Genomic DNA, 18,800 nt, shown 5'->3' with positions numbered 1-18,800 from the left:
TCTCCGCGTGATGCGTCGTTTGCTCAGTCAGGCGACAATAACCTAAGGTCCCGGTTCAGCCGGTAACGTCTGCCGGTCATGTCGGCCGGCATTCTCTCATGGGGGCCGGAGGCTCCCATCACGGAGGGTGTTTGCGCGCGATCCTCGCCGCCTTGTTGTTGTCGCTGCCGTGGCTCGCCGGTTGTTCGCGCGATGCCGCGAACCCGGACGGCGCGGACGACGGTGCCGATGCGATCCGCATGCCCAGCGTCACCGTCAGTGGCGACGACAGCGCCGTCGATGAATTGAACTGGCGTCCGCCCCCCGTTGCGCTGGCGCCCGAGGGCGCCGGCGATGCGCACCAGCGCGCCGCGGAAGCCTTGTCCGAGGGACGCCTGTTCGACGGGCCCGACGATGCGATCCCGCTCTATCTCGCGCTGCTGCGGCTCGATGCCGCCGACGCGCGCGCGAAGAACGGCCTTGGCCGAAGTCTGGACCGCCTGCTGGAGCAGGGCGCACAGGCGCTGCGGCACGCCGAGGACCGGACCGAGTCGTTGCGCCGTGCGCGCCAGATCGCCGCTGTGGCGCGGACGGTGGCGCCGGGCGATGCCGCGGTCACTGCGTATCTGGCGAAGGTGGATGAGGCCGACCAGCTCACGCGGCTCAACCTCGCCAGCGAACGCGCCCTGCGCGAAAGCCGGTTGGGTGAGGCTGGCGGTGGGGCACTGGCCGGCTTCCGCGAAGTGCTGAAATGGAAGCCCGGCCAGCCACGCGCCACGCAGGGCGTGGCCGCGGTCGAGAGTGCGATGGTCCGGCATGCCGAGGACGCCGCGTTGGCCAGCGATTTCACCACCGCACTGCGTTGGCTCGAGCATGCGTCGAAGGTCCGGGAGGACGCGCAGACCGTGGCCGACGCACGCGTGCGCGTGGAGGCCGTCCGTCTGGCCCGCATCGTCGAGTTGCGCGACGCCGGTGTGCGCGACATGGCCACGCCGATCGGCCTGAAGGATGCCCGCATCAAGCTGGCCGAGGTGCTGCGCATCGCCGAGCCGGGCAATCGCGTGGCCGCCGACTTCCGCTTGCGTATCGATCTGGCCACGCACTATGGCCAGTTCCGCCCCGGCCAGGCCTTCACCGACGGGCTCCACTACGGGGGGCGTGGCCCGGAAATGGTGGTGGTGCCGCATGGCGGCTTCCTGATGGGGGCCGCCGCGGAAGAGAACGGCGCGGCCGATGCCGAGAAGCCGGCACACTACGTGCGCTTCGACCGCGGTTTCGCGATGGCACGGCATGCGGTGACGGTGGGCGAGTTCCGTCGCTTCGTCGAAGCCACGCAGTACCGCCCACGCGCCACGCGCCGCGGGCATTCGATCGTCTACGACGAGCGCAGCGGCAACTTCGTGCGCCGCAGCGGCGTGGACTGGCAATCCGACTATGCGGGTCTGCGCGCCACCGACGACATGCCGGTGCTGCACGTCAGCGTGTACGACGCCGAAGCCTATGCCGAGTGGTTGGCCGGACAGACCGGACACAGCTATCGGCTGCCCAGCGAAGCCGAGTACGAATACGCGCTGCGCGCCGGTGAACAGGGCCGCTATCCGTGGGGCAATGGCCAGCCACCGCGCGGGTTCGGCAACCTGACCGGCGGCAACGACACCTCGCCCAGCGGGCGCACGTGGAACAACGCCTTCGTCGGCTACGGCGACGGTTACTGGGGGCCGGCACCGGTGGGACGCTTCCGTGCCAATGCGTTCGGCCTGAAGGACCTGGGGGGCAACACCAGCGAATGGGTCGGCGACTGCTGGCATGCCAGCTATCGCCGCGCACCGGCCGATGGCGCGGCGTGGTTCAATCCCGGCTGCCGGTCGCGGGTGGTGCGCGGCGGCTCCTGGGCCAGCTCCCCGGCGCAGGCGCGGGCCGCATGGCGTTCGTCCTCGGATTCGGATATGACTAATGCGCGGGTGGGCTTCCGCGTCGTTCGCGGCATCTAGCCGCCAGGGAGAGGGTGATGAGGCAAGATCCTTACGGTCGCTCGCAATACGGGCAGGGCGGCGGCGGACGCCGTGGTGGCGGCCTGGGCAACCTGCGCTGGCTGATCCTACTGGGCTTTCTGGTCTACGGCGGCTGCTACTACTTCAGCAACCGCGTCGTCGATCCCTATACCGGCGAGAAGGTGCTGATCGACAACTCGATCGGCGTGGAAGAGGAAAAGGCCCTCGGCCTGCAGGCCTATCAGGAGATCCTGCAGCAGGAGCGCCCGGTCGATCCCAACTCGCAGATCGCGCAGCAGGTGCGCACCATCGCCCAGCGCCTGATCGCGAAGATTCCCGAAGTCGAAGCCGCCATCGCGGCGGAAAAAGGCACCCAGCCCAGCGGCAACTGGAAGACCTTCGACTGGGACGTCAACGTCATCGAGTCCGAACAGGCCAATGCCTTCTGCCTGCCCGGCGGCAAGATGGCCGTCTACACCGGGCTGATTCCCGTCGCGCAGAACGCCGACGCCGTCGCCGTGGTGATGGGCCATGAGATCGCCCACGCGCTGCTGCGCCACGGTGCCCAGCGCATGTCGCAGCAGAAGCTCACCCAGATCGGCCAGATGGCTGGCGCGATGAGCGGTATGGACCCGCAACAGCAGCAGATGGTGATGGCCGCCATGGGCTACGGCTACCTGCTGCCGTATGCGCGCGAGCACGAGACGCAGGCCGATGAAGTGGGCCTGATGCTGGCCGCGGCGGCCTGCTTCAACCCCGAGGAAGCCGTGCCGCTGTGGCAGCGCATGGGCGAAGCCAGCGGCGGGCAGGCACCGCCGGAGTTCTCATCCACGCACCCGAATCCGGGTACGCGCATCCAGAACCTTACCGCGCTGATGCCGAAGGCGATGGAGTACCGGCAGAAATTCTGTCCGCAGGGCGCGGCGCGGTGAAGCGCTTGCTGCGCAGCGCGTTGCTGGCCGCGGCGATGATGGCCGCGCCGACGTACGCCGCGGTCAAGGATGCGACGCCCGAGGGCTTCACCATTGAAAACTCGGTCTGGGTGCCGGCGAAGCCGCAGGCTGCTTATGCCGCACTTGTGAACGACGTCGGCCGCTGGTGGCCGGCCGACCATACGTGGTGGGGCGACGCGTCGAAGCTGTCGATCAGCGACAAGGCCGGCGGTTGCTTCTGCGAAATCAACGGCGCGCAGCAGGCCTGGCACATGACGGTGACGTTCACCGATCCCGGCAAGCTGCTGCGCATGACCGGTGGCCTCGGTCCGCTGCAGGGCATGGGGCTCAACGGTGCGCTCGAGTGGCGCTTCGCCGAAGAGAACAATGGCACCCGCATCAGCCTGTGGTACCGCGTCGGCGGCTATACGCCGGACGATCTTGGCAAGTTCGCCCCGGTTGTCGACAAGGTGCAGGGCGTGCAGCTGGGCGGACTCGCCACCTTCCTCGGCACACCGCCGACGCCAGCCCCTTCACGTTGAGCTTCATCCCATCCCTCAAGGAGAGCAGGACCGCATGAGCATTCGTCTGACGGAAAAGGACACCGGCCGCACGCTGGGCACGATCTCGCAGGAAGACTTCCAGCTGCTGGTCGACCACATGGAAGAGGAATCCTCGACCGACCAGGACTACTACGTCGAACACACCGCCATCGACGCGCTGGAAAGCCTGGGCGCGAGCGCCGGCTTCATCGCGCTGCTGCGCGGTGCGGTGGGCGAGTCGGAAGGCATTGATGTGGTGTGGGCTGAGGCGTAAGGGAGCGCTTGGCTACGCGTGAGCCGCACTCCACCGATTCGTCTGGCGCGGCCGGAGCGTCCGCCTTTGTGGTGCTCAGCGTCGGTGTCCTGCAGCTCATCACAGGTGTTGCGGTGCTGGTGTGGGCATTGCCGCTGTTCGCAGACCCACCATTCCTCAGTCAAGGGCTGGTGAAGGAGTATCACGACATCCGGCAGATGCTTCCCCGTGATGACGCCACGCTGGCGACACTGAAGGGCCTGCGTGGGAAGCTGGAATGGTTGTTCCTCCGTCAGACCGAAGCCGCCATATACGGCGTCGGCATGGGTGCGTTACTGCTGGGGTGCGGCTCAGCCCTGATCGGGGCAGCATGGTGGCCTCGGCTAGCGCGGAAGCTTGGCAGGGCGCAGTGATCGTCGCGAGCGATGGGTAGACCGGCTTCACCGTTGAAAGCCGCTTCGCTCCACCCATCCAGCGCTTCTTCTTCGAGCAACGGTAAGACGATGATAACGATGCCAGTCGCAGGACGGTTGAAAAAGTGTCAGGGGCTTTCTTGGGCAGTGATGTCGGTCGCCCTGCTGTCCGCAAGAGCAGAAGCCGTCTGCCTGCTGCAGCCACTGGAAGACGACATCTCCTCGGCGAGTACGGTATTCGTCGCCACCATCACTTCAGCCAAGCTCGAAGTCCCTGTGCCTGAGCTAAAGTCTGGAGAAAGATTCAACGTCTTGTACGACTTCATCGTTGCGAGACGGATCAAGGGCGACCCCGCGATGGTGAGCCAGTTGAGTTCGCGCGCGGGTTATGACGATCCGAATGATGAAGTAACCCACGACTTTGCCGAGACAAGCCGGTTCTTGCCTGGTGACAATGTCCTCGTCGTTGCCGATGCTCCCGGCATCGTGTCGTTAAGCGAAATCGGCTGTACGCCCTCCAGGCCCTGGGATGACGAAACGCAAAGGCTGGTGCGGCGTCTTACGCTGTTCAACAAGTAGCGTGGATGGGGCCGGATGCGGCTTCCAGTTGCGTAGTTCCGTAGGATGGGTGGAGCCGGAGGCGTTTTTTTTAAGGCGAAGCCGGCCTACCCATCGTTCTTGGCTGGAGTACTGAAGTGATCGTCGCGGACGTTGCGGAAGACGTGAGACAGGTGTTGGCGGAGTTTCCGCACGCGGCGGCTTGGCGTATCGGCGTTGCCCGGTACACCGACGGCCCGGGAAGCGATATTGACGTCATGTACGTTGCCGGGTTCCACGCCGAAGCGGATGGCGACTTCTGTCTGGCACCCGAAGGCATGGGAGATGTATTCGCGCTTGAAGAGCAGCCGTGGTCGGCACAGGAGCTGTTGGCAGAGCTCGATGCACATCCTGATTGGGCGACACATGTCGCCTACGTGCACAGCGATCTGGCCGAGTTCCCCGACGGTTCCTTCGCCGTTCGTAATGCACCGCTCTCGGGTACCGGCGTTCACCACGACGCGAAGTTGGTCTACTTCTACTACGAGATCCAAGCTCAGCCGGAGCGTGCCAAGTAGGAGGGAGGCACCGGAGTCGGCTTACGGATGAGATTCTCGGCAGGCGAACTGGAAACCAGGCGACCCCTCTGGATCGCCCTGAGCGATCTTTACCTCGACACCGTGCCGGACTGGAATCGCATCGCTGGACAGTGCGCGCGCTCGCCCTTCAGCATCGCCGAGTTGCAGCGCATCCTCTTCGATGAGGTGCACCCCGTCGTCCATGCGAACCTGTGGTCGGTGGCCGGGGTCTGGCAAGGCTTCGACGAGGACTGGCTGGTGGCGTCCATCGTGGCCCGCAGGCGCAGACCGTTGTTCCGGCTTCCCTGGCCGGAAGACCGCCGATACCCTTGGCGTAAGCTGAAACCCCTGATCATCGCGTTGCGTCGACATCCCGAACGCGAATCCTGACGTTTGCGTAGGATGGGTTGGCGAAGCGGCTTTCAACGGCGAAGCCGGTCTATGTTCATCTGTCCGCGCGACGGGTAGACCGGCTTCGCCGTTGAAAACCGCCTGCGGCTCCACCCATCCTACAAAGGAGCAGATTTCCATGCACCGCATCATCCCCATGCAACCCGTCCGCCATCTTCCGCGGGCGATCACGTTCTACGAACAATTGGGCTTCACCGTCGAGGATCGTCGCGATGACTGGGGCTGGGCGAAGCTGCGGTGGGGCGAGTGCCGGGTGATGCTGGACCAGTCGATCAACGTCGCGGCGGACGCACCTCGGGGTGCGGTGCTGTACCTGTATCCGGACGACCTGGTCGCCTTCCACCGGCAGGCGCGCGACAACGGGCTGGACGTGCCCGACCTGGACGACACGTTCTACGGCATGCGCGAATTCCGCATCGACGATCCGGACGGCAACCGTCTCTGGATCGGACAGGCGGCGACGGCCTAGTTCATCGGATACGCGGGGAAGCATCCAGGGCGCCTCTTTCTCACATTCGCCGGCGTGGATGGCATTCCGAGTGCCATCGATGGCACTCCAAGCTCCATCGATGGGGCTCGGAGGGCCTCTCATCTCACACGGAGTGCCAACGATCGGGCTCGGAAAGCCAGGGGATGGCACTCGGAAAGCCATCAATCGCTTTCCACGCTCCATGCCTGGCACTTTCAAAGCCATCGATGGGTTTGAAAGTGCCATCGATGGCTTCGAAAGTGCCATCGATGGGTTTCGGAAAGCCATCCGTCGCACGTGGAATCCCATCGATCGCTTTCCGAGTGCCATGGGATGGCTCTCGGAATGCCATCGATGGCTTTCCGGGCTCGATGTCTGGCATTCCGAGCCTTGCACGAGGGATTCCGAGGGCCATCGATGGGGCTCAAAGAGCCATCCCGGGCGAGCGCTGGCACGACGCGGCTGACCGCTGGCGTGAGGTGACTGCGTTGGAGAAAGAAGTCGGTCGCTTCCGGGCGGCCGATTTCCCTTCCTCACATGGAACCTGCCCATGGCCTTACAGCGTGACCGTCCCTATGCCGGAATGAACTTCCACGTCGACCTCGGTCTGGGCGACGGGCCCGACGCTGGAGTGTCGGAGGTGCTGTTCCCCGCGGCGCGGCTGCAGCTCAATGAGTACCGCAACGGCAACGACAAGGTGCTGGAGGCGAGCAAGCTGTCCACGCTGACGCACTACGAGAACCTGGTGCTGCGGCGTGGCGTGATCGGTTCGCTGGCGTGGTACCAGTGGTGGAACGAGGCACGCAATGGCGGCGATGCCCGACGCAACATCACGGTCACGCTGCTGGACGAGCAGGGCAACCCGGCGATGAGCTGGCGCTTCCTGCGCGCGCGGCCGGCGGGTTACCTGACCTCACCGCTGGACGCGGCGGAGGCGGAGACGGTGTTCGAGACGCTGGAGATCGCGTTCGACCGTTTCGAGATCGAGTAGCGGTCAGTCCAGCGGACCGCGCGGCGTGTCGCGGAAATACTCCAGCACGAAGCCGATCACGAGGCCGAGCAGGGCGCAACCGACCGCCATCGCCGCCGAGGACGGCGCCTTGCCGGTCAGGAAGAACACGCCCGCGCCAGCGACGATGCCCATCAGGGCGGGAATGGCGAAGCGCGGCGCCGACCACAGGCCGGACAGCAGGGATCCGATCAGTTCCATGAGGTGCTCCCGGCGACGGATGCCGGGAGCATAGCGCCGGGCGTCAGAGCTTGCTGAAGAGCGTTGCGGCCACCAGCAGGCCGAAGCCGGCGACCACCAGCCAGAACGCGTGTGGGGCCAGCACGGGCACGTAGCCGAACTTCGCGGCGATACCGCCGCTGCCGAGGAGCAGCGCGATCAGCCAGACGCCGAAGGTGGGGGGAGTGAGTTTCATCGGGAATCCTTTTCGTCTTGTCGGAGTGGCGTCGGTGCGTCCGGCGCTCAGAAGCTCATGAACAACCCGCCGTTGACCGGCAGGTTGGCGCCGGTGATGTAGCCGGCATCGTCGGCGGTGAGGAAGGCCACCGCGCGTGCGATGTCGTCCGGCTGGCCGATGCGGCCGACCGGCACCGAGGCGACGGTGCGGTCGCGGACGTCATCGGGCATCGCACGCGTCATCGGGGTTTCCACGTAGCCAGGCGAGACGCTGTTGACGGTGACGCCCTTGCGCGCGACTTCGCGCGCCAGCGACATCGAGAAGCCGTGCAGGCCGGCCTTCGCCGCCGCGTAGTTCACCTGGCCGAAGTTGCCGGTCTGCCCGCTGACCGAGCTGATGTTGACGATGCGGCCGAAGCCGCGCGCCTGCATGCCGTCGACCGCGTGGCGGCACAGGTTGAACACGCTGTCCAGGTTCACCCCGATCACCGCGTCCCACTGTGCCTTGTCCATCTTGCGCAGGGTGGCGTCGCGGGTGATGCCGGCGTTGTTGACCAGGATGTCGAGCGCGCCATGGCGCGCTTCGATGTCCTGCACGAAGCCCGCACACGCCTCGAAGTCGGCCACGTCGACGGCGGCGGTCTCGATGTCCAGTGAAGCGGTCTGCGTGTGGAAGTGCTCCAGCCGCTCGGGCGAAGCGGGCAGGTCGGCGGCGATCACCTTGCGGCCGGCGCGGGCCAGTGCCTGGCAGATCGCCAGTCCCAGCCCACCCATGCCGCCGGTCACCACGGCGATGCGTTGCGTCATGCGGAGTTCCTGTATCCGGACTCAAAAAAAGGCCCGCGCAACGGGGCGCGGGCCGGGTTTCACTACAGTGGATATCAGCGCGCGCGTGTCTTCGGCGTTTCGCGCGGGGTGTCCTTCGGCTTCACCGTCGTCGGGCGGCCCATGCCGCCGCCCGTCAGGTTGCGCTGGAATTCCTGCCACAGCTCCATGTTGCGCTCGGTGAGCTGGTTCATCATGGTCCACGGCGTCTGGCCGAGCAGGTTGCCCATCTGGCTGCGGAACTGCTGCTGCTGCTCCATGAACAGCTGCATGCTGCGCTCCAGGTAGTTGCCCATGAAGCCCTGCAGCGAATCGCCGTAGAAACGGATGATGTGGCTGAGCAGCTGAGTGGACAGGATCGGCTCGCCGTCCTGTTCCTGCTCGCTGATGATCTGCAGCAGGACGGTACGGGTCAGGTCGTCGCCGCTCTTGGCGTCGCGGACCTCGAAATCCTCGCCGTCGACGATGAGCTGGCGCACGTCCTCAATGGTGATGTAGCTGGAGATCTCGGTGTCGTACAGGCGACGGTTGGGGTACTTCTTGATGATGCGGATCGCAGCCATTGAGTCTTCGCTCTAAACGCGTATGACGGCAGCATGACGCAGCGCAACAGCCCTTGCAACAGGCCACAAGGCAGGGATCCCCTGTTCAGGGAAGGAAACATGTTGCGCAGCATCGGAACGGACGACGCCCCTTGCGGGGCGTCGTGGAAACCGGTGGAGGTGGAATGTCGCAGGCTTACCAGCCCATGTGATGGCCACCGTTGATGTCGAGGTTCGAGCCGGTGATCCAGCTGGCCTGCTCGTCAACCAGGAAGGCCACCGCGTACGCGATTTCCTCGGGTTTGCCGAGGCGGCCGGTGGGGATGTCGGCGGCGATCTTGGCGCGGACTTCCTCCGGCACCGCCATCACCATGTCGGTGGCGACATAGCCGGGCGAGACCGTGTTGACGGTGATGCCGAGCTTGGCGTTCTCGCGCGCCAGCGAAATGGTGAAGCCGTGCATGCCGGCCTTGGCGGCCGCGTAGTTGGCCTGGCCGTACTGGCCCTTCAGGCCGTTGATCGAGCTGATCTGGATAATGCGGCCCCACTTGCGGTCGCGCATGCCGTCGATCACCGGGCGGGTGACGTTGAACACCGAGTTGAGGTTGGTGTTGATGACATCGCCCCATTGGGTGGCGGACATCTTGTGGAAGGTACCGTCGCGGGTGATGCCGGCGTTGTTGACCAGCACCTCGACAGGGCCGAGCGTCTGCTCGACTTCCTTCACCATGGCCTGCGCTTCGTCTGGCGACGTCACGTCGCCCTTGACCAGCGCGAAGTCGTAACCGTCCGCCTTCATCTGCGCCTGCCACGCGCGCGCTTTTTCCTCGTTGCGGTAGTTGGTGGCGACCTTGTGGCCCATGTCGGCCAGCTTCTTGCAGATGGCGGTACCGATACCTCCGGTGCCGCCGGTGACCAGGGCGACGCGCGATGTCATGTGGGGAATCTCCTTGGACCGTCGCAGGCCGACGGCCACCCGATTCTAGACAGCGCCTGCGACAGGATTGTTGTGCGCTGCAGCGAACGTCAGTGATGTCACTTTTGGCAGGCGATCCGGGCGGAATTCGCGGTGGGCGAACCGCATGGCGGTGGCCACGTCCGGGACACCCCCGAGCACGCTCGCCGGCTGGCCCAGCGCTTCCCACGCGGCCCGCAGGGCAGGCAGCGGGGCGCCGTCGTCGATGGGCAGCGACGCCATCGACTTCGACAGCTTGTTGCCATCCGCGTCGACGATCAGCGGCAGGTGCAGGTAGCGCGGCGTGGGCAGGGCCAATGCCCGCTGCAGCAGGATCTGCCGGGGTGTGGAATCGAGCAGGTCGGCGCCGCGGACGACATCGGTGATGCGCTGGTCTGCATCGTCGACGACCACGGCCAGCTGGTACGCCCAGAAGCCGTCGGCGCGGCGCAGGACGACATCGCCCACCTCGCGGTCTAGATGCTGTTCGAACCTTCCCAGCAGGCCGTCGTCGAAGGCCACGATGGTGCCGTCGGGTACGTGCAGCCGGATGGCCGGCGTGCGGGTGGGATCGCTCGCCACGCAATGCCGATGGATGCCGCCGGTCGCGGCGAGGTCGGAGCGGCTGCAGCGGCATTCGAAGGCACTGCCGATTGCCAGCAGTCGTGCCAGCGCATCGTGGTAGAGGTCGTGCCGTGCGCTCTGCCAGACAACCGGCTCGTCCGAGGTCAGTCCGAATGCCGCCAACGTCGCCAATTGCTGTTCGGCCGCGCCGGCGACTTCGCGCGGCGGATCGAGATCCTCCACGCGCACCAGCCACGTACCGTCGTGATGGCGCGCCAGCAACCAGCTTCCCAGCGCGGCGACCAGCGATCCGAAATGCAGCGCACCGGTAGGTGAGGGCGCGAAACGGCCGCGATACGGGGAGGGAACGTTGTCGCTCATTCGTCAGTAGAGGAGGAAAGCTGAACCGCGCAGTCAGGAAGTCGCTTGAATTCAAGCGGGCACAGCCGCAATTCTGCGGTCGTAACCGTTTGCATACCACTCATTCCGGAGATCCCTGTCGTGTTCACGCGTGTCGCGTTGTTCCTCGCTACCAATCTGGCCGTGCTGGCCTTGGCCAGCGTCGTCATGTCCCTGCTGGGCGTCAATTCCAACCAGATGGGCGGCCTGCTGGTGTTCGCGGCGATCTTCGGTTTCGGCGGCTCGCTGATCTCGCTGCTGACCTCCAAGTGGATGGCCAAGCGCGCCACCGGCGCCGTGGTCATCGAACAACCGCGCAACGATGCCGAACGCTGGCTGGTCAGCACCGTGCAGCGCCAGGCGCAGGCCGCCGGCATCGGCATGCCCGAAGTTGCCATCTACGACGCGCCGGAGATCAACGCCTTCGCCACCGGCGCCAACCGCAACAACGCGCTGGTCGCCGTGTCCACCGGCCTGCTGCGCTCGATGACCCAGGACGAAGCCGAAGCCGTGCTGGGCCACGAAGTCGCCCACGTCGCCAACGGTGACATGGTGACGATGGCGCTGCTGCAGGGCGTGCTGAACACCTTCGTCATCGTGCTGGCGCGCGTGGTGGGCGGCATCGTCGACAGCTTCCTGTCCGGCAACCGCGAGGGAGGTGGCCGTGGCTTCGCCTACTACATCATCGTGATGGCGCTGGAAGTCGTGTTCGGCCTGTTCGCCACGATGATCGCGATGTGGTTTTCGCGTCGCCGCGAGTTCCGCGCCGACCAGGGCGGTGCCACGTACGCGGGCCGCCAGAAGATGATCGCCGCGCTTGAGCGCCTCAACCAGCAGCAGCGTCCCAGCACGCTGCCGGCGCAGGTGGAAGCGTTCGGCATCGCCGGTGGCATCGGCCAGGGCATGAAGAAGCTGTTCCTGAGCCATCCGCCGCTGGAAGAGCGCATCGCGGCGCTGCGTGCCCAGCAGGGCACCTTCGCCTGATCCCTGCGCTGTCGCCGTGAACGGAAAACCCGCCGGAAGGCGGGTTTTTCTTTTGCGTGGACCTGCGGCGAAGGCCGCTTTCAGCTGAAGTCGTAGTTCATCGCAGGGCCGGGTGCGGCCAGGAAGTTGCCTTCCACGTAGTCCACGCTCGCCGTGAACAGGAAGGCCATCGTCGCGGCGTCCTGCACGTGCTCGGCCACGGTCAGGATGCCCAATGCCTGCGCGCGCTCGGCGATTTCGCGGATCTTCTGCTGGTGCTCGGCGTTCCTGCCCAGGTCCTCACTGAAGACGCGGTCGATCTTGAGGAAGGTCGGCTGGAAGTGCGACAGCAGCTGGAACGAGTCCAGGCCGGCGCCGAAATGCTCCAGGCCCACCTGGCAGCCGAGCTTGGCGGCGGCGGACTGGAAGGCCTGTGCCTGCCGCAGATGGGTGAACACCTTGGCCTCGGGTGTCTGCAACCACAGCCGGTCGCCCGGCACGTCGTGCGCGGCGAGTTGCCTGGCGATGAGGTCGAGCAGGCGGTTGTCGGCGAAGGACGCGGGGCTGACCTTCACCACCAGGCGGGTGTCTCGGCCAGCGCGCTTGCGTTCGGCCAGCACCTCGATGGCGCGGTTCACCACCCAGCGGTCGATCGCATCGAGCAGGCCGTTTTCTTCCGCGATACCGATGAAGGACTGCGGCGGCACGACTTCGCCGTTGGACTCCAGCCGCAACAGCGCTTCGTACACTTCGCCGGGCTCGCCCTGCAGGTTGACCACCGGCTGGTAGTGCAGGCGGAAGCTGCCGTCCTGCAGCGCTTCCTGCAGCCGCTTGATCCAGTTCTGCACGCGCTCTTCCTCGGCGCGGTCCACGGCGCCGGGGTCGAAGATCTCGAAGCGGTTGCCGCCCAGGTTGGTGGCGGTCTGCAGGCCGTCGGTCGCGCGCGTCAGCACCGGCCCCACGCTGGCGATCTTCTCGCCGATCTGCACGCCGCCGATGCTGGCGGTGACCGAGGCCGAGCGTTCGCCGACATTGAACACGTGCGAGGCGTAGGAGGCCCGCAGCTTTTCCGCGAGTGCCGCGGTCTGCGCGTGGTTGCCCCGCAGCAGGACGGCGAAGGTGCGCTCGCCGAAACGGGCGGCCAGGGTGCCTTCGTCCAGCTTCTCGGACAGACGTGCCGCCAGGGCGGCGGCCAGGGCGTCGGCCGAATCGATGCCGATCTCCTGCAGCAGGCGCTGGTAGTGGTCGGGTTCGAGCAGCAGCAGGGCGTACTGGTCTTCGCCGCGGGCCACCTGGGCCACCGCATTCTCCAGCTCGCGCAGGAAGGTGGGGCGGTTGAGCAGGCCGGTGACCATGTCGCGCTGGCGCAGGTCCTCGACCTCGCGGGCGAGTTCGGGGTCGAACTCCTCGCGCCGGCGGAATACCACCTGCACGCACGCCTCGCCTTCGTACGTGGCGGTGGCGAACTCCAGCGTGGCCGGGAAGCTGTCGCCGTCGATGCTGCGGGCTTCCAGTTCGAAACGCGGCGGTGGCGCCTCGCCCTTGCTGAGCTTCTTCAGCAGGGCCTTGAAGTCGTTGACGTACTGCGGACCCACCAGGTCGAGCAGCGACAGGCCTTCCACGTCCTCGAACGATTCGAAGCCGAACATCTCCAGGTAGGCGTCGTTGGCACGGATATGCATGCCTTCGTGGATGTAGGCGATGGGGTCGCGCGAGGACGAGATCAGCGCATCGCAGCGGCGCTCGGTTTCGCGCATCTGGCTTTCCAGCCGGCGCTGCGAACGGCGCGCATCCAGATCGGCCCATTCGCGGCGCAGCACCGTGAGCACGTGCTCCGGGCGGCCCCGCAGGGCGACCGCGCGGGCACCGGCCGCCTGGTCGGCGAGCAGATCGGTTTCGCTGATCGTATCGGCCAGCACGATCACCGGGATGTCCTTGCCGCTGGCGTCGACCTGGCCCAGCACCGTGGCCAGCGGAATGCCCTTGGCGCTGCGCGAGGCGATCAGCAGGTCCATCGGCTGGCCGGCCACCATCTGCCCCAGTTCGCCCGCGTCGATCGGTCGCAGGGGACGCACGGCGATGCCGCCGTTGCGCAACGTGGAGACGATCGCCTCCGCGTCTTCCGCGCTGTCGTCCACCAGGGTCAGTCGTAATGTGGTGTCTTTGCCGATCTGCATGCAGCGTGTCCGCGAGGGGTGCGCGTTTAATACCTGAACACGTGAGACGAGTCCAATGCAGCCGTCGCAGATGCAGACATGGCCCGCGGCCGGATCGTCAGAGCGGACGCTTGCCGGTATCGCCGGCGACTTCCCGTACCAGCCGCGGCACCAGGTAGCCGGAGAGGCGGGCAGCCAGGGCCGCATGCAGCGCCTTTGCGCGGGCGTCTTCGACCTCGAAATGGGCCGCGCCGGCCACCCGGTCGAGCTGGTGCAGGTAGTACGGCAGCACGCCGGCCGCGAAACCCCGTTCGCTGAGCGCGACGAGGGCGTCGACATCGTCGTTCACACCCCGCAGCAGCACCGCCTGGTTGAGCAGGTGCGCACCGGCAGCGCGCAGGCGTGCGAGCGCCACGTCGACCGTGGCATCGAACTCGTTGGCATGGTTGGCATGGATGACCACGGTGACCGGCCACGGCAGGCCGGACAGCCAGGCGATCAGGCCCTCGTCGATGCGCTCGGGCAGGACCACGGGCAGCCGGCTGTGGATGCGCAGGCGTCGCAGGTGCGGGACACCGGCCAACGCGTCGGTCAGTTCGGCGAGCTTGGCGTTCGACAGCGACAGCGGATCGCCGCCGGACAGCAGCACTTCCTCGATGCTGTCGTCGTGGCGGATCAGGTCGACCGCTTCGCGCCAGCCGTCGCGGGCGGCGGTTTCGTCGGAATAGGGGAAATGGCGGCGGAAGCAGTAGCGGCAGTTGATCGCGCAACTGCCGGTGGCGACCAGCAGGGCACGGCCGCGGTACTTCTGGATCACCCCGGTCCCGCTGCGGGCGGCACCGTCGCCGACCGCGTCCAGGCCGTAGCCGGGAACGGGCTGCATTTCGTGGTCCAGCGGCAGCACCTGGCGCAGCAGCGGGTCCTGCGCGTCCCCGTGGCGCATGCGCGCGACGAAGCCGCGCGGCACCCTTAGCGGGAACTGTGCCGCCGCCTCATCCGACACCCGGCCGGCCAGCGCCTCCAGCCCCAGCAGCGCCAGCAGCTCGCGCGGATCGCGCACGGCATCGCGCCAGGCCTGCTGCCAGCGGGATGCGGCCCACTGGGCGGGCTGTCGGGGTTCGGGGGCTGCGGTTATCATGTCGGGTCTGAAAACAAGCACCCGCCGGGTCCGGCGGGTTCCCACATTCTATCCGGCCGGCCGCCTCGCGCGGCGGGTACGCCTTACCTCCAGGAGCAGCAGCATGGCCAGTTACGGCATGAACGACGTCAAGAACGGGATGAAGATCCTGATCAACAACGACCCGGCGATCATCACCGACACCGAGTACGTCAAGCCGGGCAAGGGCCAGGCGTTCACCCGCGTAAAGTACCGCCTGATCAAGAGCGGCCGCGTGCAGGAAATCACCATGAAGAGCACCGACTCGGTCGAGGCGGCGGACGTGGTGGATACCGACATGCAGTACCTGTACACGGACGGCGAGTACTGGCACTTCATGCAGCAGGAGACCTTCGAGCAGGTGCAGGCCGACAAGGCCGGCATGGGCGGCGCCGAGAAGTGGCTCAAGGGCGAGGAAGACTGCGTGGTGACGCTGTGGAACGGCAACCCGATCCAGGTGACCCCGCCGAACTTCGTCGAACTGCAGATCACCGAGACCGACCCGGGCGTGAAGGGCGATACCGCCGGTACCGGCGGCAAGCCGGCGACGCTGGAAACCGGCGCGGTCGTGCGCGTGCCGCTGTTCGTCGGCCAGGAAGAGATCATCAAGGTCGACACCCGCACCGGTGAATACGTCAGCCGCGTGAAGTGATGGGGCAGCTCGCGCTCTACCTCGGCGTCTGGGCCATCGGCGTATTGCTCGCCGGGCTGGGCGTGATGCTGTGCTGGAACGCCAGCCTCGCAAGATTGTTTCCGGCCGTGCCGCGGCTGAGCTACGGCCGTGCGCTGGCGCTGATGCTGCTGTGCTGGCTGCTGTTCGGGGCCGGCGCCATCGGCCTGACCTATACGCTGGGATTCTGAACCGAGGTTCCATGAACGACCGTACTCCCGATGCCTGCGACCTGTTGATCGAAGCCGGTTTCGTGGTGCCGGTCGTCCCGCACGGGGTGGTGCTGGAAAACCATGCGGTCGCCGTCACCGGCGGCCGTATCGTCGCGATCCTGCCGGTGGCCGAGGCGCGTGAGCGCTTCGTGCCACGGGAGACGGTGTCGCGCCCCGATGCAGCGCTGATCCCCGGCCTGGTCAACGCGCATACGCACAACCCGATGACGCTGCTGCGCGGCGTCGCCGACGACCTGCCGTTGAAGGTCTGGTTGCAGGAACACATCTGGCCGATCGAGGGCGCCGTGATCGGTCCGGACTTCGTGGCCGACGGCATCACCCTGGCGATCGCCGAGATGCTCCGCGGCGGCACCACCTGCGTCAACGAGAACTACTTCTTCCCCGACGTGCAGGCGGCCACGTACAAGCACCACGGTTTCCGTGCGCGTGTCGGCCTGCCGGTGATCGATTTTCCGACGGCGTGGGCATCCTCGGACGACGAGTACTTCGAGAAAGCCGGCGAAGTCCATGACCAGTGGCGCGACGACGCGCTGATCGCCACCGCGTTCGCGCCGCATGCGCCTTACACGGTGAACGACGCCAATTTCGAACGCGTGCGCATGCTGTCCGACCAGCTGGACGTGCCGGTGCACCTGCACCTGCACGAGACGGCGCAGGAAGTCGAACAGTCGCTGGAGAAATACGGCCAGCGCCCGATCGCGCGCCTGGACCGGCTGGGTCTGGTCAACGACCGCCTGATCGCCATCCATATGACCCAGCTGACCGAGGCGGAAATCCACCTCTGCGCCGAGCGCGGCGTCAGCGTGGTGCACTGCCCGGAATCCAACCTCAAGCTGGCGTCCGGCTTCTGTCCGGCCTGCGCGCTGGAGCGCGCGGGCGTGACGCTGGCGGTGGGTACCGACGGCTGCGCCAGTAACAACGACCTGGACATGTTCAGCGAAACCCGCACCGCTGCACTGCTGGCCAAGGCGGTGGCGCAGGATGCGGCGGCGCTGGATGCGTTCAGCGCGCTGCGCGCGGCCACGCTGGGCGGTGCGAAGGCGATCGGGTTCGACGACCGCATCGGCTCGATCGAGCCGGGCAAGGAGGCCGACCTGGTCTGCGTGGACCTGTCCGCACTGGAAACCCAGCCGCTGCACCACGTGGTGTCGCAGCTGATCTACGCGACCGGGCGACAGCAGGTCAGCGACGTGTGGATCGCTGGCCGGCCGAAGCTGCGGCAGCGCGTGCTGGTGGAGATCGACATCGAGGGCGTCATCGCCAATGCGCGGCAATGGCGCGAACGGATCGCCGGCATCCGCCTGTCCTGATCCGGCGCGGTCGTCGGGTCGGCCTTACAATGGCGCCATGACGACCACGACTTCGCCCCGCGACGACAACTTCACCCAGGCCGAGCTCGACAAGTTCGGCGCGTTGGCCAACCGCTGGTGGGATCCGGATGGCCCGCAGAAGGCCTTGCACGCCTTGAACCCTGTCCGCCTGCAGTACGTGCGCGAGCGCGCGATGCTGACGAATGCCGCCGCACTGGACGTCGGCTGTGGTGGCGGCCTGCTGAGCGAGGCGCTGGCGCGCGAGGGCGCCCAGGTCACCGCGATCGACCTGGCTCCTGAACTGGTAAAGGTGGGGCGGTTGCACAAGCTCGAATCCGGTGTGCAGGTCGACTACCAGTTGCGCTCGGTCGAGTCGTTGGCTGAAGAGCGGCCGGGCAGCTTCGATGTGGTCACCTGCATGGAGATGCTGGAGCACGTGCCGGATCCGTTGTCGATCATCCGCGCCTGCCACACGCTGCTGAAGCCGGGCGGCCACCTGTTCCTGTCCACGCTGAACCGCACGCCGGCCGCGTTCGCCCTGGCCATTGTCGGCGCCGAATACATCGCGCGCCTGCTGCCGAAGGGCACGCATCATTACAAGGAATTCATCCGCCCGTCCGAACTGGCCGCATGGCTGCGCGCAGCCGGCTTCCAGTTGCAGGACGTCACCGGCTTGGCCTACGAGCCATGGCGCCAGCGCGCCCGTCTGACCTCGCGCACCGACGTGAACTACCTCGCCAGCGCGGTGAAACCGTGACGGCGACGGGGTTTCCGCGCGCCGCGCTGTTCGATCTGGATGGCACGTTGCTCGACAGCGCGCCGGACATGCTGGCGACCGCCAATCGCATGCGCGCGTCGCGCGGCATCGATCCGATGACCATCGAAGGTTTGCGTCCGCATGTGTCGAAAGGATCGCGCGCCATGCTGGCGGCTGCATTCCCCGACATGGAGCAGGGCACGCGCGACGCGCTGGTACCGGAATTCCTGACGATCTACCAGGAGGAGCTCGGCCGCCACAGCGTGCTGTTCGACGGCGTGGCGGAGATGCTCGATGCCCTGGAGGCCGCGGGCAGCGTCTGGGGCATCGTCACCAACAAGCCGGAGTACCTTGCGCGCGACATCCTGCCGCAACTGGGGTGGAGCGATCGCTGCGCGGTGCTGATCGGCGGTGACACGCTGCCCGAGAAGAAGCCGCATCCGCTGCCCTTGCAGGTCGCCGCCGAACGCATCGGCATCGCCATCGCCGAGTGCGTCTACGTGGGCGACGACGAGCGCGACATCCAGGCGTCGCGTGCGGCCGGCATGCCATCGATCGCGGCGCTGTGGGGCTACCGGCAGGCGCATGAGGATCCCGTGCAATGGAAGGCGGACGTCATGGTCGAGCTGCCGGCAGCGCTGATCGCGCCATCGGCATGGCCCGCACCCAGCGTGTCGTAGGAGCGACGTAAGTCGCGACCGCACGTCTACAGGCGTCCGTCGTACACCGGCACATCCGTATACGGCCATCGCCGATTGCC

General features: G+C 66.6%; 24 protein-coding genes. 16 read left to right on the top strand and 8 right to left on the bottom strand.

Annotated features, from left to right (window positions below; all coding sequences use genetic code 11):
• The first annotated feature begins 131 nt into the window (after window positions 1-131).
• From IB230_RS03490 to IB230_RS03445, 10 genes are all read left to right on the top strand, one after another.
• Complete coding sequence (locus tag IB230_RS03490) at window positions 132-1,970, top strand: formylglycine-generating enzyme family protein (protein WP_225589161.1); 1,839 nt, start codon at window positions 132-134, stop codon at window positions 1,968-1,970.
• Between the two features lie 17 nt (window positions 1,971-1,987).
• Window positions 1,988-2,902, top strand: coding sequence for a M48 family metallopeptidase (locus IB230_RS03485; RefSeq protein ID WP_192268771.1), 915 nt, complete (start codon window positions 1,988-1,990; stop codon window positions 2,900-2,902).
• Entirely contained in the window at window positions 2,899-3,444 is a 546-nt protein-coding gene (locus IB230_RS03480) for an SRPBCC domain-containing protein (protein WP_343227248.1), read from the top strand. Before IB230_RS03485 ends, IB230_RS03480 begins: the two co-directional genes overlap by 4 nt.
• A 34-nt stretch (window positions 3,445-3,478) precedes the next feature.
• Window positions 3,479-3,718: a hypothetical protein gene (locus IB230_RS03475; protein ID WP_192268770.1), complete on the top strand. Its 240-nt coding sequence runs from the start codon at window positions 3,479-3,481 to the stop codon at window positions 3,716-3,718.
• A 68-nt stretch (window positions 3,719-3,786) separates the two neighbouring features.
• Window positions 3,787-4,110, top strand: coding sequence for a hypothetical protein (locus IB230_RS03470; RefSeq protein ID WP_225589159.1), 324 nt, complete (start codon window positions 3,787-3,789; stop codon window positions 4,108-4,110).
• A gap of 150 nt (window positions 4,111-4,260) precedes the next feature.
• The gene (locus tag IB230_RS03465) at window positions 4,261-4,689 is read left to right on the top strand and encodes a hypothetical protein (protein WP_192268766.1); all 429 of its coding nucleotides are present in this window, start codon (window positions 4,261-4,263) and stop codon (window positions 4,687-4,689) included.
• A 116-nt stretch (window positions 4,690-4,805) separates the two neighbouring features.
• Window positions 4,806-5,225 carry a hypothetical protein gene (locus IB230_RS03460; protein WP_192268764.1) on the top strand — a complete coding sequence of 140 codons (420 nt, stop codon included), beginning with the start codon at window positions 4,806-4,808 and terminating at the stop codon, window positions 5,223-5,225.
• 27 nt (window positions 5,226-5,252) lie between these two features.
• Window positions 5,253-5,615, top strand: coding sequence for a hypothetical protein (locus IB230_RS03455; protein ID WP_192268762.1), 363 nt, complete (start codon window positions 5,253-5,255; stop codon window positions 5,613-5,615).
• Window positions 5,616-5,754: 139 nt separating this feature from the next.
• Window positions 5,755-6,105 carry a VOC family protein gene (locus IB230_RS03450; protein WP_192268760.1) on the top strand — a complete coding sequence of 117 codons (351 nt, stop codon included), beginning with the start codon at window positions 5,755-5,757 and terminating at the stop codon, window positions 6,103-6,105.
• A 550-nt stretch (window positions 6,106-6,655) separates the two neighbouring features.
• A complete protein-coding gene (locus tag IB230_RS03445) occupies window positions 6,656-7,096 on the top strand; it encodes a phage tail protein (RefSeq protein ID WP_192268758.1) in 441 nt (146 codons plus the stop codon).
• A 3-nt stretch (window positions 7,097-7,099) separates the two neighbouring features.
• Here the strand turns inward: IB230_RS03445 and IB230_RS03440 are convergent, their stop codons facing one another.
• The 6 genes from IB230_RS03440 to gluQRS all read right to left on the bottom strand — a co-directional run bounded on the left by IB230_RS03440 (window position 7,100) and on the right by gluQRS (window position 10,777).
• Window positions 7,100-7,315, bottom strand: a complete 216-nt coding sequence (locus tag IB230_RS03440) for a hypothetical protein (protein WP_192268756.1) — start codon at window positions 7,313-7,315, stop codon at window positions 7,100-7,102.
• 43 nt (window positions 7,316-7,358) lie between these two features.
• Entirely contained in the window at window positions 7,359-7,529 is a 171-nt protein-coding gene (locus tag IB230_RS03435) for a hypothetical protein (protein ID WP_157074144.1), read from the bottom strand.
• Between the two features lie 47 nt (window positions 7,530-7,576).
• Entirely contained in the window at window positions 7,577-8,317 is a 741-nt protein-coding gene (phbB, locus tag IB230_RS03430; RefSeq protein WP_192268754.1) for an acetoacetyl-CoA reductase, read from the bottom strand.
• Between the two features lie 74 nt (window positions 8,318-8,391).
• Window positions 8,392-8,898, bottom strand: coding sequence for a polyhydroxyalkanoate synthesis repressor PhaR (gene phaR, locus IB230_RS03425; protein ID WP_192268752.1), 507 nt, complete (start codon window positions 8,896-8,898; stop codon window positions 8,392-8,394).
• A 175-nt stretch (window positions 8,899-9,073) separates the two neighbouring features.
• Window positions 9,074-9,814 (bottom strand): beta-ketoacyl-ACP reductase, encoded by a 741-nt coding sequence (locus tag IB230_RS03420; protein ID WP_192268750.1) that lies wholly within the window; start codon window positions 9,812-9,814, stop codon window positions 9,074-9,076.
• Between the two features lie 45 nt (window positions 9,815-9,859).
• Window positions 9,860-10,777, bottom strand: a complete 918-nt coding sequence (gene gluQRS / locus IB230_RS03415) for a tRNA glutamyl-Q(34) synthetase GluQRS (RefSeq protein ID WP_192268748.1) — start codon at window positions 10,775-10,777, stop codon at window positions 9,860-9,862.
• Between the two features lie 120 nt (window positions 10,778-10,897).
• Here gluQRS and htpX point away from each other — a divergent pair, with 120 nt between their 5' ends.
• Complete coding sequence (gene htpX, locus IB230_RS03410) at window positions 10,898-11,779, top strand: protease HtpX (RefSeq protein WP_192268746.1); 882 nt, start codon at window positions 10,898-10,900, stop codon at window positions 11,777-11,779.
• An 80-nt stretch (window positions 11,780-11,859) separates the two neighbouring features.
• Here htpX and IB230_RS03405 read toward each other — a convergent pair whose 3' ends face one another.
• Complete coding sequence (locus IB230_RS03405; protein WP_192268745.1) at window positions 11,860-13,935, bottom strand: EAL domain-containing protein; 2,076 nt, start codon at window positions 13,933-13,935, stop codon at window positions 11,860-11,862.
• Window positions 13,936-14,032: 97 nt separating this feature from the next.
• Complete coding sequence (gene epmB / locus IB230_RS03400) at window positions 14,033-15,052, bottom strand: EF-P beta-lysylation protein EpmB (RefSeq protein WP_192268743.1); 1,020 nt, start codon at window positions 15,050-15,052, stop codon at window positions 14,033-14,035.
• 103 nt (window positions 15,053-15,155) lie between these two features.
• On the opposite strand from epmB, the gene efp reads away from it, so the two are divergent.
• The 5 genes from efp to IB230_RS03375 are packed head-to-tail and all read left to right on the top strand — an operon-like array spanning window position 15,156 to window position 18,720.
• Window positions 15,156-15,722 carry an elongation factor P gene (efp, locus tag IB230_RS03395; RefSeq protein WP_192268741.1) on the top strand — a complete coding sequence of 189 codons (567 nt, stop codon included), beginning with the start codon at window positions 15,156-15,158 and terminating at the stop codon, window positions 15,720-15,722.
• The gene (locus tag IB230_RS03390) at window positions 15,722-15,931 is read left to right on the top strand and encodes a hypothetical protein (RefSeq protein ID WP_192268739.1); all 210 of its coding nucleotides are present in this window, start codon (window positions 15,722-15,724) and stop codon (window positions 15,929-15,931) included. Before efp ends, IB230_RS03390 begins: the two co-directional genes overlap by 1 nt.
• 11 nt (window positions 15,932-15,942) lie before the next feature.
• Window positions 15,943-17,283, top strand: coding sequence for a TRZ/ATZ family hydrolase (locus IB230_RS03385; protein ID WP_192268737.1), 1,341 nt, complete (start codon window positions 15,943-15,945; stop codon window positions 17,281-17,283).
• Between the two features lie 37 nt (window positions 17,284-17,320).
• A complete protein-coding gene (gene ubiG / locus IB230_RS03380) occupies window positions 17,321-18,040 on the top strand; it encodes a bifunctional 2-polyprenyl-6-hydroxyphenol methylase/3-demethylubiquinol 3-O-methyltransferase UbiG (RefSeq protein ID WP_192268735.1) in 720 nt (239 codons plus the stop codon).
• Entirely contained in the window at window positions 18,037-18,720 is a 684-nt protein-coding gene (locus tag IB230_RS03375; RefSeq protein WP_343227246.1) for a phosphoglycolate phosphatase, read from the top strand. The genes ubiG and IB230_RS03375 overlap by 4 nt, the downstream gene beginning before the upstream one ends.
• Window positions 18,721-18,800 lie beyond the last annotated feature (80 nt).

Source organism: Pseudoxanthomonas sp. PXM01 (assembly GCF_014851815.1).
GTDB lineage: Bacteria > Pseudomonadota > Gammaproteobacteria > Xanthomonadales > Xanthomonadaceae > Pseudoxanthomonas_A.
The sequence above is the reverse complement of the archived record's forward strand: the minus strand, read 5'-3'. Positions and strand labels throughout refer to the sequence as shown.

What these genes read in the sequence shown, in the direction of transcription:
- IB230_RS03445 (WP_192268758.1), top strand. Translation starts at nt 6,656, where the DNA reads ATGGCCTTACAGCGTGACCGTCCCTATGCCGGAATGAACTTCCACGTC.
- IB230_RS03440 (WP_192268756.1), bottom strand. Translation starts at nt 7,315, where the DNA reads ATGGAACTGATCGGATCCCTGCTGTCCGGCCTGTGGTCGGCGCCGCGC.
- IB230_RS03475 (WP_192268770.1), top strand. Translation starts at nt 3,479, where the DNA reads ATGAGCATTCGTCTGACGGAAAAGGACACCGGCCGCACGCTGGGCACG.
- IB230_RS03420 (WP_192268750.1), bottom strand. Translation starts at nt 9,814, where the DNA reads ATGACATCGCGCGTCGCCCTGGTCACCGGCGGCACCGGAGGTATCGGT.
- phaR (WP_192268752.1), bottom strand. Translation starts at nt 8,898, where the DNA reads ATGGCTGCGATCCGCATCATCAAGAAGTACCCCAACCGTCGCCTGTAC.
- IB230_RS03405 (WP_192268745.1), bottom strand. Translation starts at nt 13,935, where the DNA reads ATGCAGATCGGCAAAGACACCACATTACGACTGACCCTGGTGGACGAC.
- IB230_RS03455 (WP_192268762.1), top strand. Translation starts at nt 5,253, where the DNA reads ATGAGATTCTCGGCAGGCGAACTGGAAACCAGGCGACCCCTCTGGATC.
- ubiG (WP_192268735.1), top strand. Translation starts at nt 17,321, where the DNA reads ATGACGACCACGACTTCGCCCCGCGACGACAACTTCACCCAGGCCGAG.
- IB230_RS03435 (WP_157074144.1), bottom strand. Translation starts at nt 7,529, where the DNA reads ATGAAACTCACTCCCCCCACCTTCGGCGTCTGGCTGATCGCGCTGCTC.
- IB230_RS03485 (WP_192268771.1), top strand. Translation starts at nt 1,988, where the DNA reads ATGAGGCAAGATCCTTACGGTCGCTCGCAATACGGGCAGGGCGGCGGC.
- efp (WP_192268741.1), top strand. Translation starts at nt 15,156, where the DNA reads ATGGCCAGTTACGGCATGAACGACGTCAAGAACGGGATGAAGATCCTG.
- IB230_RS03385 (WP_192268737.1), top strand. Translation starts at nt 15,943, where the DNA reads ATGAACGACCGTACTCCCGATGCCTGCGACCTGTTGATCGAAGCCGGT.
- gluQRS (WP_192268748.1), bottom strand. Translation starts at nt 10,777, where the DNA reads ATGAGCGACAACGTTCCCTCCCCGTATCGCGGCCGTTTCGCGCCCTCA.
- phbB (WP_192268754.1), bottom strand. Translation starts at nt 8,317, where the DNA reads ATGACGCAACGCATCGCCGTGGTGACCGGCGGCATGGGTGGGCTGGGA.
- IB230_RS03390 (WP_192268739.1), top strand. Translation starts at nt 15,722, where the DNA reads ATGGGGCAGCTCGCGCTCTACCTCGGCGTCTGGGCCATCGGCGTATTG.
- IB230_RS03465 (WP_192268766.1), top strand. Translation starts at nt 4,261, where the DNA reads ATGTCGGTCGCCCTGCTGTCCGCAAGAGCAGAAGCCGTCTGCCTGCTG.
- epmB (WP_192268743.1), bottom strand. Translation starts at nt 15,052, where the DNA reads ATGATAACCGCAGCCCCCGAACCCCGACAGCCCGCCCAGTGGGCCGCA.
- IB230_RS03450 (WP_192268760.1), top strand. Translation starts at nt 5,755, where the DNA reads ATGCACCGCATCATCCCCATGCAACCCGTCCGCCATCTTCCGCGGGCG.